Source organism: Pannonibacter sp. XCT-53, from assembly GCF_009915765.1.
In the GTDB taxonomy this organism is placed as follows: domain Bacteria; phylum Pseudomonadota; class Alphaproteobacteria; order Rhizobiales; family Stappiaceae; genus Pannonibacter; species Pannonibacter tanglangensis.
On the sequence record NZ_JAABLQ010000001.1, the window covers coordinates 2,574,971 to 2,591,684 of the forward strand.

Annotated in this window: 12 protein-coding genes; 6 read left to right on the forward strand and 6 right to left on the reverse strand. The window is 69.0% G+C overall.

Features of this window, described 5'->3' with window-relative positions:
- Nucleotides 1-230: 230 nt before the first annotated feature.
- The 4 genes from GWI72_RS11465 to GWI72_RS11480 form a co-directional block, all read right to left on the reverse strand.
- The gene (locus GWI72_RS11465) at nt 231-914 is read right to left on the reverse strand and encodes a class I SAM-dependent methyltransferase (RefSeq protein ID WP_161708716.1); all 684 of its coding nucleotides are present in this window, start codon (nt 912-914) and stop codon (nt 231-233) included.
- A complete protein-coding gene (locus GWI72_RS11470) occupies nt 898-2,163 on the reverse strand; it encodes a DUF3419 family protein (protein ID WP_161708717.1) in 1,266 nt (421 codons plus the stop codon). The genes GWI72_RS11465 and GWI72_RS11470 overlap by 17 nt, the downstream gene beginning before the upstream one ends.
- A gap of 342 nt (nt 2,164-2,505) precedes the next feature.
- A complete protein-coding gene (locus tag GWI72_RS11475; protein WP_209000094.1) occupies nt 2,506-3,873 on the reverse strand; it encodes a L,D-transpeptidase in 1,368 nt (455 codons plus the stop codon).
- A gap of 322 nt (nt 3,874-4,195) precedes the next feature.
- Nucleotides 4,196-5,533 carry a dihydroorotase gene (locus tag GWI72_RS11480; protein WP_161708718.1) on the reverse strand — a complete coding sequence of 446 codons (1,338 nt, stop codon included), beginning with the start codon at nt 5,531-5,533 and terminating at the stop codon, nt 4,196-4,198.
- A gap of 233 nt (nt 5,534-5,766) precedes the next feature.
- Between GWI72_RS11480 and ygfZ the strand changes: the two genes are divergently transcribed.
- The 5 genes from ygfZ to GWI72_RS11505 all read left to right on the forward strand — a co-directional run bounded on the left by ygfZ (nt 5,767) and on the right by GWI72_RS11505 (nt 10,538).
- The gene (gene ygfZ, locus GWI72_RS11485) at nt 5,767-6,672 is read left to right on the forward strand and encodes a CAF17-like 4Fe-4S cluster assembly/insertion protein YgfZ (protein WP_161708719.1); all 906 of its coding nucleotides are present in this window, start codon (nt 5,767-5,769) and stop codon (nt 6,670-6,672) included.
- Between the two features lie 42 nt (nt 6,673-6,714).
- Nucleotides 6,715-7,377 (forward strand): HD domain-containing protein, encoded by a 663-nt coding sequence (locus tag GWI72_RS11490; protein WP_161676357.1) that lies wholly within the window; start codon nt 6,715-6,717, stop codon nt 7,375-7,377.
- Between the two features lie 93 nt (nt 7,378-7,470).
- Nucleotides 7,471-7,977, forward strand: coding sequence for a tyrosine phosphatase family protein (locus GWI72_RS11495; RefSeq protein ID WP_179956171.1), 507 nt, complete (start codon nt 7,471-7,473; stop codon nt 7,975-7,977).
- A 22-nt stretch (nt 7,978-7,999) separates the two neighbouring features.
- Nucleotides 8,000-8,980 (forward strand): NUDIX hydrolase, encoded by a 981-nt coding sequence (locus tag GWI72_RS11500; RefSeq protein WP_161676358.1) that lies wholly within the window; start codon nt 8,000-8,002, stop codon nt 8,978-8,980.
- A 313-nt stretch (nt 8,981-9,293) separates the two neighbouring features.
- Nucleotides 9,294-10,538 carry a cell wall hydrolase gene (locus tag GWI72_RS11505; protein WP_161708720.1) on the forward strand — a complete coding sequence of 415 codons (1,245 nt, stop codon included), beginning with the start codon at nt 9,294-9,296 and terminating at the stop codon, nt 10,536-10,538.
- A 129-nt stretch (nt 10,539-10,667) separates the two neighbouring features.
- Here GWI72_RS11505 and glyS read toward each other — a convergent pair whose 3' ends face one another.
- Entirely contained in the window at nt 10,668-12,752 is a 2,085-nt protein-coding gene (gene glyS / locus GWI72_RS11510; RefSeq protein ID WP_161708721.1) for a glycine--tRNA ligase subunit beta, read from the reverse strand.
- A 311-nt stretch (nt 12,753-13,063) separates the two neighbouring features.
- On the opposite strand from glyS, the gene GWI72_RS11515 reads away from it, so the two are divergent.
- On the forward strand, nt 13,064-14,680 hold the full coding sequence (locus GWI72_RS11515) for a putative bifunctional diguanylate cyclase/phosphodiesterase (protein WP_208995831.1): 1,617 nt from the start codon (nt 13,064-13,066) through the stop codon (nt 14,678-14,680).
- Between the two features lie 84 nt (nt 14,681-14,764).
- On the opposite strand, the gene GWI72_RS11520 is transcribed toward GWI72_RS11515, so the two are convergent.
- Nucleotides 14,765-16,705 (reverse strand): DUF2207 domain-containing protein, encoded by a 1,941-nt coding sequence (locus tag GWI72_RS11520; RefSeq protein ID WP_161708722.1) that lies wholly within the window; start codon nt 16,703-16,705, stop codon nt 14,765-14,767.
- Nucleotides 16,706-16,714: the final 9 nt, after the last annotated feature.

The following is a 16,714-nucleotide window of genomic DNA, read 5'->3' on the forward strand; positions in this document are numbered from 1 at the left end:
GGCGGAGGCGACGGCCGTAAGCCGGCCGTCCCCGGGCGCGTTCATGCCAGGGCGCCGACATACAAGGGCGCCGACAATGCCGGGGCGCCGACATGCCAGGGCGCCGGGCGGCCGCCGCCTCACGCCTTGAAAAGGCGCAGACGCCGCACCGGCCCGAGCAGCGCTCGACCAGCCTGGGCAACGCCCGATGAGCAAGGCTCATCGAGGCGTGGGCTCATCGAAACCTCGTCTCAGGCGACGGGGGGCCGGCGCAGTTCGGCCCAGACCGCATAGCCGCGATAGAGCGGGCCGCCCGAGGCGGTTGCCCCCCGGGCCTCGGCCAGCGCGGCCACCGCCTCTGCCGTCTCCGCCCGGGGCGAGACGTGGAACCTGGCCAGCCAGGCGAGCAGCAAGGTGCGGAACCAGCGGGGCAGCCGCTCCTGCTGACCGAAGTCGACCAGCGACAGCACGCCCCCCGGAGCCACGGCGCCGTACCCTGCCGCCAGAGCCTCGCGCCAGGGCGGGATCATCGACAGGGCATAGGAGAAGAACACGCGGTCGAAGGTGGCGCGCCCGAACAGGGCCTCGGCGTCAAAGGTGGTCGCATCGGCGCAGGCCAGCGTGATGCGCGAGGACAGGCCAGCCCGGGCAATGTTCGCCCGGGCGGTTTCCAGCATCTCGGCCGAGATGTCGAGGCCGTAGAACCGCGCCGCGGGATGACGGCGGGCGGCGGCGATGAGATTGCGCCCCGTGCCGCAGCCAAGTTCCAGCACCGTGCCGCCGACGGGCGGCTCCAGCCGGTCGATCAGACGGTCACGACCGAGGAGATAGTACTTGCGCGTCAGGTCGTAGATGTGGCGCTGGTGGCGGTAGACCTGGTCCATCAGCGCCGCGGCCTGGCTGGTCCGGCCGGCGTCGTTATCCGTTGAAGACATAGAGGTGGAAGCCTCCGTAGATGGACGAGCGGTCCTTGCGGCCAAGCTCGAGGCTCTCGGCCTCCTCGTAGGTCCAGCGGTCGAGGATGGCATCGGCGACGCGGCCCGGCAACAGGGTCGGCTCGGCGGCGGTGCGGAAGATGACGCGCGCGCCCGGACGGGCCGTGCGGGTGATCTGCGACCACAGGGCGTTGAGCTGGTCGTCGGTCATCCAGTCCTGCGCATCGAGCAGGACATAGGCGTCGAGGCTCGCCTCCTGCTCCCCCTCGAGATGCTCGGTGAAGGAGCGGTTGACCACCTGCACCCGGTCGGCGCGGGCGCGGATCGTCTCGAAATGCTCGCGCCGCAGGTAGGGCGGCAGCGGGCCGGCCTCGCCGGTGCCGCCCTGGGCCGCCGCCGGGGCATAGCCGCGGTTGAACGCCTGCCAGGCGAAGTAGTTGTCGGAGAGCTTGAAGTCGCACGCGAGCTTTTCCAGCCGCTGCTTCAGCACGTCCGACATGCTGCCGGTGGGGCTGGCGCTGACCAGCGCCTCGTACTGGGCGGGCGGGATGCCGAGGCCGTAGAGCGACATCTTCTTGGACGTCGCCCAGCGCACGAGCCGCTTGTCGAACAGCGGAGCAAGGGCGGTGTCGAAGAAGCTGCGCTGCTCATCGAGGGAGCGGGCACGGACGAAGTGCTTCGGGTCGATGCCGTAGAGCCGGGCGACGAGATGGCCGGCACCGATGCAGTAGCCGAGCAGACCGTGGTGGTAGAGGTCACGCGAGAACAGGGTGATGCGCTTGCGGCCCCAGCCGGTGATGTCGCGGCCTTCCCAGTAGGCGCGGGTCTCCTCGTCGAGGTTGCGCTTCAGGAAGCGCTCATAGGCGGCGATGTTGCCCTTCTCGTCTGCCTCGCCGAAGAAGCGGTAGAAGCTGTCGTAGTTCGGCAGATGGCGCGCGGCCGCCAGCTTGAGACGCCCGAGAGCCACATGGGCGCGGTTGAGATCGACGGCGGTGATCTCGGCCGGATCGGCGGTCAGGTAGGACATGACGTTGCAGCCGCCGGACGAGATCGTGACCATGCGGGAATGCGGCCGCAGCTGCAGCGCCTGCATGTCGACATCCGGATCTTCCCAGATCTGCGGATAGACCAGACCCTTGAAGGCGAAGGTGAACAGGCGCTCCAGAATGCCCTCGCGCGACGTGGCGCTGGAGCGATGCACGGCTTTCTTCAGCCGGGCCTTGGAGGCTTCGAGAGTGCTTGCGGGCATGCGCTCCTCCTCAACATCCGCGTCGATCAGGCGGATCGGCGAGACCCTGTCCGGTGCGATTCCGTCGCCGGATAAGGACCCTGTCGAGGGGAGCGATACTTGAGCTTGACGACAATTGGGTGACGCTGGGGGAACCTTGGCCCTTGGCATCAACGAGCCGATGGCAAACCGGGATTGTCCTTGAGCCGCAGGCCGTTCCGCAAACGTCCTCTCCCCCTTGAGGGGGAGAGGGGTTCCACATGCGGGATGGACCGGACGCACTGCAAACGGGCGTTATCGATGGCCCAAGCCTTCGACCGCAGAAGATGTGCCTACAATGGCGCCTACAATGGCAACGGGCGCTCAGCGCGTCGTCACCACGAAGTCGGTGCCCAGGCCGGTGTTGCGGGCAAAGCTGCGGTCGGTGACGATGAGCGAGGAGCCCGGCGTCAGGATCGCCCCGACGTCACGGGCGACGGACGGCGGCAGGGAAATGCGGTCAAGCACCGCATCCGGCGTGAGGCCCGGGCGGGCCTCCGCGTTGACCGCCACCCAGTTCAGCTCGCTTGCCCCCGGCTCGAAGCCGAGCGCGGTGAAGATCATGGTGCCGAGCGGCAGGTGCGGATCCTTCAGCGCCACCGGCGCCTCGTAGATGTCCTTGAAGTTGCGGCGGATGCGCAGGACGGCCGTCAGGCTCTCGTCCTCGCCGGCGTCGCGGTAGAGCGCCTTGAGGAGCGAGGGGCTCAGGTTGCCGGTCGCCGGCAATCCCGCACCTTCCTGGAAGCGCCGGATGGCGTCGCGGGTGCGCCGTCCCATCACGCCGTCCTCGAAGCCCGCCTCGAAGCCCATGCGGTTGAGCAGCGCCTGGGCGCGCTGCACCTCGTTGCCGGCGGCGCGGGGCGTGATGATCATGCGCAGCGGCCGGTCGTCCATCGCCGCCGCCACCGGCGCGCGCGCCGGTTCCAGCGAGCCGGTGACGATGGAGCCGCGCAGGCCGACATCGCTGGCGACCTGGGGCAGGTCAAGGCTCGCCACCGCCGTGCCCGGTTCATAGGGGCGCGGCAGCGCGGCATGGCGGATCGCCACCGGCTCGACCGGCGCGTCGGTGATGACGACATGGGCGCCGCGCTCGGTCATGCCGAACAGCGACTGGGCGAACTCCATCGGCATGCGGACGCAGCCGTGCGAGGCCGGATAGCCCGGCAGCTTGCCCTGGTGGAGCGCGATGCCCGACCAGGTGAGACGCTGCATGTAGGGCATCGGCGCGTTGTCGTAGATGTTGGAGAAGTGCTTGCGGCGCTTCTCGAGGATCGAATAGACGCCGGTGGGCGTGCCGTGACCGGGCTTGCCGGAGGAAATCGGCGACTGGGCCACGGGCTCAAGGCCGCGGTAGACGGTCATCGACTGGGCCTGCAGGGAGACGACGATGTGCAGCGGATCGCCGGCACCAGCCTCTGCCCCGGACGTGATCCCTGACGCGCCTCCGGGAGCGGCCTTGCCCGGCCTAGCGGAGACACCGGCCACCGGCTCGAGCGTGGCGGCTGCCGGGCGATCCCCGCTCCGCGACGGATGGCGGTCGGACGCGCCGGCGGCGGTGATGGCCATCAGGCTGACGAGACCGGCAAGGGCCAGCGGCAGGGCCGAGGCCATCATCGCGCGGGCCCGACCGACCGCCTCGCCATCGCATCCGGCGATCACGCGGGCCTGACCCGGGCCCCTCCCGGCGCGCATCGGCGCGCGCCCCTGACTGCCACCCTTACTCATGACAACGAGCCTCGCGTTACGAACTACACTTGCAAGCCCGGACCGGACCCTAAACGAGCCACGTATAATTACCGTTAGGGAACAGGGTTACCGAAGCATGAGAAATCGATCGGTCCTGTTCATATCCGCTTAACTGACGAGGGACTGTGGCATGCGTCACAGTCCCTGCAAAATCACGTTTGCCGGCGCACCAGACCGGGCCAGCGGCGGCACGGGCTGGCCGGCACCGGGTGAGGTCCCCGGCACCGGTGGCCCGCACCACGGGCCGGACCGGGACACGACGGGAGGTTCAGCCCCTGGGCAGGGCGTCCTGGAAGGTGATGACCTCGCCGATGGACGGCGTGGTCAGCTCCCCCTGCCACATCACCTTGCGGCCGCGCACGAAGGTGCCGACCGGCCAGCCGGTGACGGTGACCCCGTCATAGGGCGTCCAGCCGACGCGCGAGGCGATCCACTCGTTGCGGATGGTCTCGCGGCGCTTCATGTCGACGATGGTGAAGTCGGCATCGTAACCGACCGCGATGCGGCCCTTGCGGGCGATGTTGAACAGGCGGGCAGGACCGGCGCTGGACATGTCGACGAAGCGCTCCAGCGTCAGGCGGCCGGCGTTGACATGATCGAGCATGGTCGGCACAAGCGTCTGCACGCCGGTCATGCCGGAATGGGAACCGGGATAGGTGTGATCCTTCTCCTCGCGCGTGTGCGGCGCGTGGTCGGAGCCGAGAATGTCGGCAATGCCCTGGCTGACGCCCCACCACAGCTTTTGCTGATGCGCCAGATCGCGCACCGGCGGATTCATCTGGGCATAGGTGCCCAGACGCTCGTAGCAGTCGGGCGCAAACAGCGTCAGGTGATGCGGCGTCACTTCCACGCTCGCAACATCCTTGTGGTCGGCGAGATACTCCATTTCCTCGCCGGTCGACAGGTGCAGCACATGCACGCGCTTGCCGAGACGACGGGCCAGCGTCACCAGACGCTGGGTGGCCAGAAGCGCGGCGGTCTCGTCGCGCCAGACGGGATGCGAGCGCGGATCGCCGGGCACGCGCTCGCCCATGCGGGCGCGCAGGCGCATCTCGTCCTCGCAGTGGAACGAGGCGCGGCGCGTGATCTTCTTCAGGATCTTGCAGAGGTTTTCGTCGTCCTCGACCAGCAGGTTGCCGGTGGAGGAGCCGATGAAGACCTTGATGCCGGCCGCACCCGGCAGCTTCTCGAGCACCGGGATCTCCTCGATGTTCTCCGCCGTACCGCCGACGAAGAAGGCGAAATCGCAGTGCATGCGGTGATGGCCGGCGGCGACCTTGGCCGCGAGGGTCTCGGCGGTGGTGGTGTTGGGATCGGTGTTCGGCATCTCGAAGACGCCGGTCACACCGCCAAGGACCGCCGCACGCGAGCCGGTCTCAAGGTCTTCCTTGTGGGTGAGGCCGGGCTCGCGGAAATGCACCTGGGTGTCGATGACGCCCGGCAGGATGGTGAGCCCTGCGCAATCGATGCGCTCGGCCGCGACCTCGGACCGCAGATCGCCGATCAGCGAGATGCGCCCGTTCGTGACGGCGACGTCGCGCTGGACCGTGCCATCCTGGTTCACAACCGTGCCACCGGTCAGGATCAGATCATGCGGCTTCGCCATCGTCACAACTCCCTGTTCGAGCGCGCCGGCAGGATGCCTCGGGCGCGGGTGGCGGTTACATAAGATGCACATGACAGGCGGTCCACTGGTTTCGCGCAGGAAATCATGCGCCCCCCCTTGCGCTGCAGTCCGTCCCCGGCCCCCACCGGGACCGGGCGAAGGCCTTGCCGGGCGGCGCGACGAGGGTTATCTCCGGAGGACCGACCGTTTACGTGGTTTCCCGGAGAACCGACATGTCCGACGCGCGCCATGCCCTGCTTGCCAGCCGCGGCGTCCTGAGCCTGAGCGGGCCGGAGAGCCTGCATTTCCTCAACAACCTGGTGACCAGCGACCTGGAGCCGCTTGCCCCGGGCAGCATGGGCTTTGCCGCCCTCTTGAGCCCGCAGGGCAAGATCCTGTTCGACTTCCTCGCGCTGCGCACGCAGGACGGCTTCCTGCTGGACGTGGACCGGGAGAGCGCGGCCGCGCTGGCCAAGCGGCTCACCTTCTACCGGCTGCGGGCGAAGGTGGAGATTGCGGACCTGTCCGACCGGATGGCGGTGGGCGTGATCTGGCACGACGACGGCAGCACGCCGGAGAACGTGACGGCAGGCGGGGTGATGGCGGCGCGGGATCCGCGTCTGCCGGCGCTCGGCCTGCGTCTTTTCGGTGCGGCCGAGGCGGTGGCCGGCGTGCCGGCTGCCTGCGGCGCCGGGGCTGCGACCGAGGCGGACTGGCAGGCGCACCGCATCCGGCACGGCGTGCCGCAGTCGGGTGCCGACTTTGCCCTCGGCGACGCCTTTCCGCATGACGTCGACATGGACCAGCTCGCCGGCGTGTCCTTCCGCAAGGGCTGCTATGTCGGGCAGGAGATCGTGGCGCGGATGGAGCACCGGTCGACCGCGCGCAGGCGGATCATCCAGGTCGCGGCCGACGCCGCGCTGCCGGAAGCAGGCACGCCGGTGCTGGCCGGAGAGCAGCAGCTGGGCACGCTCGGCTCCTCCACAGCCAATCAGGGGCTCGCCCTCGTGCGCCTTGACAAGGTGAAGGCTGCCCTCGACAACGGCGGCCAGATCACCTGCGGCGGCCTGCCGATCCGCCTGCATCTGCCGGCCTTTGCCCGTTTCGGCTGGCCCGATGGCGGCGCGGCGGAGGCCTGACCGGCGCAGGACCGAACAAGGCCCCTATCCGAGAGCCCGAGCATGGCTGCCGATCGCCCCGACCTTCCCAAGCGCGCCTGGCAGCGCATGTTGTCCGGGCGACGGCTCGACCTGCTGGATCCCTCGCCGCTGGACGTGGAACTCTCCGACATCGCGCACGGGCTCGCCCGCGTGGCGCGGTGGAACGGGCAGACGCACGGCGACCATGCCTTTTCCGTCGCGCAGCATTCGCTGGTCGTGGAGGACATCGCGCTGGCGATGAAGCCGGATCTGGCGCCGCAGTGGCGGCTGGCGGTGCTGCTGCATGATGCGCCCGAATATGTCATCGGCGACATGATCTCCCCGTTCAAGGCGGTGATGGGGGGCGACTACAAGCTGGTCGAGGGACGGCTTCAGGAGGCGATCCACCTGCGGTTCGGGCTGCCGGCGAAAGTTCCGGACGCTGTCAAGAAACTGGCGAAAAAGGCGGATATCGTCTGCGCCTATTTCGAGGCGGTGGAACTGGCCGGATTCGACGACGAGGAGGCCGCGCGGATCTTCGGCCGGCCGAAGGGCTTCGGCAGCGGCCCGGCCGAGGCGCCGCGCCTGGGGCTGAGACCGCAGCCGGCGGCAGAGGCCCAGGCAGCGTTCACGGCGCGGTTCGAGGCCATCGAAGCTCTGGTTTCGGCGGCGACTGCCAACAAAAAACGCGCCGGCGGGCGATGACCGCGCCGGACGAAGCAGCTAGGCTTGGCGCCGCGCGGCCGGGGGGCTGAGCAGCCGGCCGCCGGTGAGGGGGCCAGAATGGAAAGCGTGACCATGTTGCATGTGTGTTCCCTGTCGCGGCTGAACGAGACGGTCGAGCGGACCGGGGCGACCCACATGGTCAGCCTGATCAACGCCGACACGGCCGTGCCCCGGCCCCCGCGCATCCTCCCCGAGCGGCACCTGTTCCTCGGCTTCAACGACATCGTGACGCCGGTGGAGGGCCTCGTGCCGCCCGGCGAGGCGCATGTGGCGGACCTGATCCGCTTCATCCGCAGCTGGGACCGCAGCGGCCCGCTGGTCATTCACTGCTGGGCCGGCATCAGCCGCTCGACGGCCGGTGCCTTCATCGCCGCCTGTACGCTCAACCCGGATGCGGACGAGGTCGCGCTGGCCTCCGAACTGCGCCGCCGGGCCCCCTCGGCCACCCCGAATGCGCGCCTGGTCGCCTTCGCCGACAAGATCCTCGGCCGGGACGGCCGCATGATCGACGGCGTGCGCGCCATCGGCCGCGGGGCGGATGCCTTCGAGGGCACGCCGTTTGAAATGCCGGTGGGCTGAGCATCGGAGAGAGAGACCGGAGATGAGCGCGGGGCTTGCCAGCATCGAGATCGGCCTCAACGCGGTCATCGTGTCGGTGACGGCGGGAGTGCCGCAGGTCCTCGCGGTCGCGGGACGCCGGGCCGACGAGCCGGAAGGCCTGCCCTACGGTCCCTTCGATCCGCTGCATCACCGCACCTTCGAGATCGGCCTGCGCGCCTGGGTGGAGGAGCAGACGGCCCTCGGCATCGGCTATGTCGAGCAGCTTTACACCTTCGGCGACCGCGGCCGGCACATGACCGCCGGCGACACCAGCCCGCATGTGGTCTCGGTCGGATATCTCGCCCTCACCCGCCAGAGCGCCGACAGCGAGGACGTGCTGGCGCGGCATCACTCGTCCTGGCGCTCCTGGTACGACTTCTTTCCCTGGGAGGACTGGCGCGCCGGACGCCCTGCCCTGCTGGACCGCGACCTCCTGCCCGCCCTGCGCGCCGCCATCGCCCGCTCCCCCGACCGGCAGCCTGTCGGCGGACTGAAGCGGGAGGAGCGTATCCGTCTTGCCTTCGGCGAGGACGGGAGCGCCTGGGACGAGGAACGGGCGCTGGACCGCTATGAACTGCTCTACTCGGCCGGTCTGGTGGAGGAAGCGGTGCGCGACCGGCGGCCGGAAGCGCTCTCCTGCCCGGACCTGCCGAAGTTCGGCCGGCCGATGCGCTTCGATCACCGGCGGGTGCTGGCCACCGCCCTGTCGCGGCTGCGCGGCAAGCTGAAGTACCGCCCGGTGGTGTTCGAGCTGATGCCCGACACCTTCACGCTGACCGAGCTGCAGCAGACGGTGGAGGCGATCTTCGGCCGCCACCTGCACAAGCAGAACTTCCGCCGGCTGGTGGAAAACGCCGAGATGGTGGAGCCGACCGGGGCGACCTCGACGGCGACCGGCGGACGGCCGGCGGCGCTGTTCCGCTTCCGCCGCGAGGTGCTGAAGGAACGCCCTGCCCCGGGCCTGCGCGTCGGCGGCCGCTGACCACCACCCCCACCACGATCCTGTCTGCCCCTGGCTGGCGCTGGATGCCGCCGGTTTCTCCGGCGGCCGCGCAGACTGTCCCGCTGCAGGGGGATGGCCATTCCCGATTTGTGACAGATGCGGCTGCGGCGACGGCGGCCGCTTAACCCTGTTTTTCGCAAATCGCAAAACTCACGCAGCGGAATGCTTGCCTCGCCGCCGCATTAACGGAACCTCAAGGTTAAGACGGCACAGTCTTGTCCAGTCATGGGGGAAAGAGCCCCTTAACGGATCTGACCCGGTGTGCCCGGGACCTGGCGGAGTGGCGTCGCGTATGTTTGGCCCCGTGTATCTTTGCGGAAAGCCGTTCCGGCCGCGCCGGCGCTACCGCCTGCGTCATGCCCTGGCGCTGACCCCGCTGGCGCTGATCGCGCTGACGCAGCCGATTGCGGTGCAGGACGTCAGCCAGCTGATCGCCACCCAGGGCGGCACGCGGCCGAAGTGGATGGCCTCGATCGAGAATTCCGCCCCGCCGATGGCGATTGCCCCGACGCTGGTGCTGGCCCAGGCCGGCACGCCGCAGCCGCCCCTGCCCGCCCACGGCACCGACCCGGGCACGACCACGGCCGTGCAGGGCATCCAGAGCACGACCATCCGCGGCCTTGACGAGGTGGTGAAGGACGCGCTGCCCGACGAGGTGCCGGACGAGATCCGCATCAACCGCGAGCGCAAGGGCGACCGCTTCCTGTCGATGGCACCGGACCGGGCCATGCTCGACCAGGCCGCAGGCTCGGTCTATGCGCTGAGCAGCCTGCTGTCGAACGGCTCGCCGCAGTCGCTGCCGCGCGTTGCCTTCGTCAAGCCCGAGCCGCTGACCAAGGCGGAAACGACACAGCTTGCCGCCGCCAGCGCCGCCGCCGCCAAGTCCGGCCGCAAGCCGCGCGGGCAGGACGGCGAGCCGATGGACCTGCAGAAGATCATGATGGCGCGCAACGCGGCTGCCGCCAGCTTCTCGCTGGTGTCGGCCTATGCGCCGGAAACGGTGGAAGACACCCGCGACCCGTTCAACGCCCTGTTCGGCGCGCAATACGAAGAGGAAATGCCGCCGCCGGAAGATCCGGAGAACCCGCACTGGTGGGCGCAGCGGCCGTTGCCGGCCTCGGTGCACGAGCCGAAGGAACTGCGCTGCCTCGCGGAGGCGATCTATTTCGAGGCGCGCGGCGAGATCGAGGAAGGCCAGGTGGCCGTCGGTCAGGTGGTGCTCAACCGGGTGAAGAACCCGGCCTATCCGGACACGATCTGCGAGGTGGTCTACCAGAACCGGCACAAGCGCAACCGCTGCCAGTTCTCCTTTGCCTGCGACACGATCCCCGACCGGGTGAGCGAGGGCGAAGCCTGGACGCGGGCGCAGCGGCTGGCGCGCGAACTGGTGGCGGGCGAGCAGTATCTCAAGATGGTCGATTCCTCGACCCACTATCACGCGACCTACGTGCGGCCCCGTTGGGCCGGACAGATGTCCAAGCGCGGCAAGATCGGCCTGCACATCTTCTACAAGACCTATGCCGGGGCGTGGAACTGAGGCGGCTCAGATCTGTTGCCTCTTGAACACTCCAGCTTCCATGGCGCAGCCTCTCCGCTCCCCTCCCCCTCGTGGGGAGGAGCTGGGGGTGAGGGGAGCGGAGAGGCCTGAGCGCGGTTCAGGGCGGTGTCAGCCCGCGACGCGGGAGAAGTCGGCGACGAGGCCGGCGGTGTCGCGGATCTCGGCGAGCAGGCGCAGGCGGTTGAGGCGCAGGGCCGCGTCGTCGGCGTTGACGAGGATGTCGGCAAAGAAGGCATCGACCGGACCGCGCAGGGCGGCAAGCGCCTCCATGGCAGCCTCGAAGTTTTCCCCCTTCAGCGCCTCGGCCACACCGGCCCGGGCCGTGTCGATGGCGCTGGCGAGCGCGATCTCGGCCGGCTCGCGGAAGTGATCCGCCTGCGGGCGGCCGGAGACGGCGGTGCCGTCCTTCTTCTCTTCCGCCTTGAGGATGTTCATCGCACGCTTGTAGCCGGCGAGGAGGTTGACCCCATCCTCGGTGGCAAGGAACCGGCCCAGCGCCTCGACGCGGCGCACGACCATCAGCAGGTCATCCTGGCCGCCAAGGCCGAAGACGGCGTCGATCAGGTCATGCCGGGCGCCTTCTTCCTTCAGATGGACCTTGAGACGGTCGGCGAAGAAGGACAGGAGGTCGTCGCGCAGGGCAGCGGCTGCACCCGCACCGACGCGCGCGGCAATGATGCCCTCGATCAGCGCGCCGAGCTTCAGGCGCAGGCCGTTGTCGAGAATGATGCGGATCACGCCGAGGGCGGCGCGGCGCAGGGCGAAGGGGTCCTTGGAGCCGGTCGGCTTCTCGTCGATGGCCCAGAAGCCGGCGAGCAGGTCGAGCTTGTCGGCGAGCGCGACGGCAATCGCCACCGGATCGGACGGCACCCGGTCGGACGGCCCTTGCGGGCGGTAGTGGTCCTCGATGGCCGTGGCGACGGAGGCGTGCTCGCCCTGGTGGGTGGCGTAGTAGCGGCCCATCAGGCCCTGCAGCTCGGGGAACTCGCCGACCATGCCGGTGACGAGATCGGCCTTGGCCAGACGCGCGGCCCGGCGGGCAAGACCGGCATCGGCGCCGACGGCCGGCGCAAGCTCTGCCGCGAGAGCCTCAAGGCGCTTCACGCGCTCGCCCTGCGAGCCGAGCTTCTCGTGGAAAACGATGCCGTCGAGCTTGGCAAGGTTGTCCTCCAGCTTCGTCTTCAAGTCGGTTTCCCAGAAGAAGCGGGCGTCGGACAGGCGGGCGCGGATGACCTTCTCGTTGCCGGCGATGATGGTGGCGCCGCCATCGGCCGCGATCAGGTTGGAGGTCAGCACGAAGCGGTTGGCAAGGCGGCCGGTGGCCGGATTGCGCAAGACGAAGCACTTCTGGTTGGCGCGGATGGTGAGGCGGATGCACTCGTCCGGGATGGTCAGGAACTCTTCCTCGAAGGTGCCGGTGAGCACGACCGGCCATTCGACGAGGCCGGCGACTTCTTCCAGCAGGCCCTCGTCCTCGACCAGCTCCAGCCCCAGCGCCATGGCCTGGTTGCGGGCGTCATGCAGGATGACGTCCTTGCGGCGGTCGGCGTCGAGGATGACCTTGTGCTTTTCCAGCTTCGGCATGTAGTCGTCGAAGCGGCGGACGGTGAAGTCCTCGTTGCCGTGGAAGCGGTGGCCCCGGGTGGTGTTGCCGGCGCGGATGCCATCGACCTCGAAGTCGATGATGTCCGGCTCTTCCGTTTCCGGACCGAAGGTGGCGATGATCGACTTGAGCGGACGCACCCAGCGCAGCGAGCCCGAGCCCCAGCGCATGGACTTCGGCCAGGGGAAGGTGCGGATGATGCCGGGCATCACCTCGGCGATGATCTCCGGCGTCGGGCGGCCCGGCTTCTCGATGACGGCGATGTAGAAGTCGCCCTTCTTCGGATCGCTCTGGATGGTGGCCTCCTCCAGCGAGGCAAGGCCGGCGCCGCGCAGGAAGCCCTGGATCGCCTGGTCGGGCGAGCCGACGCGCGGGCCCTTCTTCTCTTCCCGGGTCGGGCTGGACGCCGCCGGCAGACCGGCAATGTGCAGCGCCAGACGGCGCGGGGTGGAGAAGGACTTGGCCCCCTCGTAGGTCAGACCGGCCTCCACCAGCGCGTTGGTCAGCAGGGTCCTGAGGTCCTCGCCTGCGCGCCGCTGCATGCGGGCGGGAATTTCCTCGCTGAACAGCTCAAGCAGGAGATCGGGCATCGTGGTGCAAAGCCTTCGCTAGAGAAAACGCGCCGCGCTGCCACAGGGGGGCGCAGGCGCCAGAAACCGGCGTTGTCCGTTACCAAGTCGAAGCCCCGTTGTCACCCCCTGCGTTGCCGCAGCCCGGTACGGCACCGGACCGGACGGCACCGGGGCAGAGGCAAGTAATCTGCGGTACGCTGCAGTGCACAGTTAATAAAATAGGCAGCGTGATTAAACCATCAGCAGAATGGCGGATAGAGCACTTCACGTTTTCGCAAGAAAAACCGGCTACCTTTGCCGCAGATCGCAGCTTGTACGGTGTCATGCGCTTGAAGTCGTTGTGGTGGTTCGTGGTGGTGAAGAACAGGTCCCTGGCGGGTGCCCTTGTTCTGTGCTGCGTACCCGTCGTTCTCCTGACCGCCCTGGTGACGTTCTTCTGGCTGCTGCCGAAGCTCGCGGACATGCGGTTGCGCTCCGGCTCCGCGCTGTGGATCACGGATTCCCTTCTGGCCCTCGGGGCCGGCCTCCTTGCCGGCGGCATTTCGCTGGCGCTGTGGCGCATGCGGCGGCTGCGGGCGGAAGCCTCGCGGCAGGAGGCCGCGGCCGCCGACGCCCTCGCCCTCGCCCAGCATGACGCGCTGACCGGCCTGCCCAACCGGCGGCGGCTGGAACAGGCCTTTCCCAGCATGGTGCATCTGCTGGATCCGGGTCAGCACCGGGCCGTGATGATGATGGACATGGACGGGTTCAAGCCCATCAACGATGTCTACGGCCACAGTTTCGGCGACGAGCTTTTGCGGGAATTCGCCGACCGGCTTGTCGAGACCGTCGGCGACGAGGGCCTTGTGGCCCGGCTCGGCGGCGACGAGTTCGCGATTGTCACGCCTGTCCTGGAGAACAAGGATGCAGCCACGGGCATAGCCCGGCGGCTGCTCAACCGCATTCAGGAGCCCTTCGTCGTCGGCGAGCGGCAGGTGAGCGTCTCCACCGGCATCGGCATCGCCGTCTTCCCGGACAACGGCTACTCCATCGTGGAGCTGCTGCGGCGGGCCGACGTGGCGCTCTACCGCGCCAAGACATCTGGCCGGGCAACCTTCCGCTTCTTCGAGGTGGCGATGGATGCGGCGATCCTGCACCGCACGCTGCTGGAGCAGCGCCTGCGGGTGGCGATTTCCAGCAAGGCGATCGAACCGCATTTCCAGCCGGTGCTCGACCTGAAGTCGCGCCGCGTGGTCGGCTTCGAGGCGCTGGCCCGGTGGACCGACCGGGATTTCGGCACCGTGCCGCCGTCGCAGTTCATCGCCATCGCGGAAGACTGCGGACTGATGCCGGAGCTGACTGACCACCTGCTGCGCAGTGCCTGCGAGGCGGCCGCGACCTGGCCCAAGGACCAGTATCTGTCGTTCAACATCTCGCCCGTGCAGCTGCAGGACCGCATGCTGCCGCTGAAGGTGCTGACGATCCTGAACCAGACCGGCATGGACCCGCGCCGGCTGGAGCTGGAGATCACCGAAAACTCGCTGGTGCGTGACCCGAAGACGGCGAAGGAGATCCTCGACCAGCTGTCCTCCACCGGCATCCGCATTGCGCTCGACGACTTCGGCACGGGACATTCCAGCCTGCGCTACCTGCGCGAGTTCCACATCGACACGCTGAAGATCGACCAGTCCTTCGTCGCCCGCATGTCCAGCGACGAGGAAAGCGCGGCCATCATCCGCGCCATTCTCGGCCTGTCGCGGGGGCTCGGCATCGAGACCGTGGCCGAAGGCATCGAGCAGCGCGACCAGATCGAGGCGCTGAACACGCAGGGCTGCCGCTTCGGCCAGGGCTTCCTGTTCTCGGCCGCCGTTCCCGCCTCGGACGTCAACCGCCTGATGCAGGCGCTCGGCGTCAGCGCCGCGAGCGGCGACGCGGGCGTGCCATCGCGTCAGGCCAGCCTGTCCTGAGGTCCACCACGCCGGGTCATCGCGCCGCATCATCGGGGCCGGCGGCACGGGGTCAGGTCAAGATCACCGCCAGCGGGGCACCGTCTACCAGCCGCCGCCGCCCCCGCCGCCACCGCCGCCACCCGAAAAGCCTCCGCCCGAGGATCCCGAGCTCGACGTCTCCGGTGCCGGCAGGGCGCTGGTGAAGGACGAGGACATGGCCTCGACCGTGTGACCGAGATCGCGGGCCACCGAGCCGGCATCCAGCATCCCGCTCGTCCAGTGCGGCTGATAGGCCGCCGCCGCGCCCGCCCCTGCCGCCGTTGCCAGCCAGACCTCGAAGGCGTGGGACCAGGGCTCCTCCACCTCCAGCGCCACCGCATAGGGCAGGAGCGTCTCGAAGTGCTCGGGGCTCATGAGCGGCGCCCCCTCCATGTTCATGCGCTCGGCCTCGGCCACCTCCAGATAGAGGCGCAGGCCCTCGATCTCGTCGAGCACCTGGCGGCCAAGCGCGGTGGGCGCCCCCATCAGCTTGAAGAACAGGAAATTGACCGCCAGCAGCAGCGCCGCCAGCAGCGGCAAAAGCGGCGCGTCGGTGAGCATGGACAGGCTGACGTGGCCGATGCCGACGTAGACGGCCGCCCCGACGGCGAAGCTCAGGAAGACCGCCGACAGGCGCGTGCGCAGCCGGGCGCGGCGCCGCAAGGCCTTGCCGAGGGTGACCGAGACGGCGCTGACGAGGAAGGCGCCCATGGCGACGGGCACCAGCAGGATCATGTCCAGATCGCCGACCCGGCCGAAGAAGATGATCGAGGCGACGGTGAGCACGCTGAGCACCACACCGATGACAAGGAAGCCCGTGTTCTCGCGGAAATAGGCATCTTGGCCGTCGCGCTCGACGGAGGCGCGGAACAGCTCGCCGAGCTTCAGCACGGCCGCGCCGTTGGCCTTGCTGATCGTGACATCGCCGCCGCGGCCCGTCAGCCATTTCAGCGTCACGGCCTCGTTGCGGGCCAGATCGTCGCGGGCGGACGCAGCGCCGGGAAGGGCTTCCAGACGCAGCGCGTCGCCGGACGTGTCCAGACGCAGGCGGCCTTTCACCGCAAGGTTGAGGCAGGCCGCCGTGAGCGCACGCCAGCCCCCGTCGGAAAAGCCGCGGTGCTCGATGTAATGCACCAGCGCCGGCGACAGGCCCTTCGGCGGCTCGAAGCGCGGGAAGACGACACCCGGTTCCGGATCGCGGCCCACGCGCCACCAGGTGATGACATAGAAGGCCAGCACCAGCGCCAGACCGGTGCCGCCAAAGATCTCGTTGCGGTAGTCGGCGAGAAAGTAGAGCAGCTCGTCCGCATCCGAAGGCGGCGCGATGACGCCCTTGTCGAGGCCGACCGCCACCGTGAGCCCCTCCCCGGCCGCAAGCGGACGGGTGGCGGAGAAGACGAGGGCCTTGCCGCCGTCCTCGACATAGGCGGTGTAATCCGCCCCGTCGGCCCCATAGGGCCCGGTGTAGGCGGTCCAGTCCAGCGCGCTCGCCCCCTCCGGCAGCACCACGCGGGCCGTGGCCTGCTCGATCGGGAAGGCCCACTCGTTGCCGGTGGCGTTCCAGTAGATCTCGTCCGCATCGCCGAAGAAGCGGATCTGGCGGGTGGTGTCGTAGACGATGCGGTAGGTGTGACGCCCGGCGGGAAGGAAGACCTCCTCCTGGCCGATCAGGATGCGCACGCCGCTGTCGCTGGACGTGACCTGATGCGGTTCGTCGGCCCCGTTGCGCTGCACCGAGACCAGCTCGAAGCCCGCCCGGGCGATGCGGCCGCCTTCCATCTCGAACAGGAGCGGCACGTCGCGATAGATGCCCCGGCGAATCTCGCGCCCCTCGGCCTGGACCTCGATGACCTCGGTGATGCGCAACGTGCCGTCGGCGCTGGCGGCGATGGTCGAGGTGAAGCGCAGGATGCGTTCGGCTGCGGCCAGCGGCTGGAGCGTGCCGAGCAGCAGCAGGAGGACGGCAAGGACCGTGGCGAGCCGGGGAGCCGGGGGGAAGCGCATGACGGGTCC

What these genes read in the sequence shown, in the direction of transcription:
- GWI72_RS11490 (WP_161676357.1), top strand. Translation starts at nt 6,715, where the DNA reads ATGGCTGCCGATCGCCCCGACCTTCCCAAGCGCGCCTGGCAGCGCATG.
- GWI72_RS11480 (WP_161708718.1), bottom strand. Translation starts at nt 5,533, where the DNA reads ATGGCGAAGCCGCATGATCTGATCCTGACCGGTGGCACGGTTGTGAAC.
- ygfZ (WP_161708719.1), top strand. Translation starts at nt 5,767, where the DNA reads ATGTCCGACGCGCGCCATGCCCTGCTTGCCAGCCGCGGCGTCCTGAGC.
- GWI72_RS11465 (WP_161708716.1), bottom strand. Translation starts at nt 914, where the DNA reads ATGTCTTCAACGGATAACGACGCCGGCCGGACCAGCCAGGCCGCGGCG.
- GWI72_RS11520 (WP_161708722.1), bottom strand. Translation starts at nt 16,705, where the DNA reads ATGCGCTTCCCCCCGGCTCCCCGGCTCGCCACGGTCCTTGCCGTCCTC.
- GWI72_RS11495 (WP_179956171.1), top strand. Translation starts at nt 7,471, where the DNA reads ATGTTGCATGTGTGTTCCCTGTCGCGGCTGAACGAGACGGTCGAGCGG.
- GWI72_RS11475 (WP_209000094.1), bottom strand. Translation starts at nt 3,873, where the DNA reads ATGCGCGCCGGGAGGGGCCCGGGTCAGGCCCGCGTGATCGCCGGATGC.
- GWI72_RS11500 (WP_161676358.1), top strand. Translation starts at nt 8,000, where the DNA reads ATGAGCGCGGGGCTTGCCAGCATCGAGATCGGCCTCAACGCGGTCATC.
- glyS (WP_161708721.1), bottom strand. Translation starts at nt 12,752, where the DNA reads ATGCCCGATCTCCTGCTTGAGCTGTTCAGCGAGGAAATTCCCGCCCGC.
- GWI72_RS11470 (WP_161708717.1), bottom strand. Translation starts at nt 2,163, where the DNA reads ATGCCCGCAAGCACTCTCGAAGCCTCCAAGGCCCGGCTGAAGAAAGCC.
- GWI72_RS11505 (WP_161708720.1), top strand. Translation starts at nt 9,294, where the DNA reads ATGTTTGGCCCCGTGTATCTTTGCGGAAAGCCGTTCCGGCCGCGCCGG.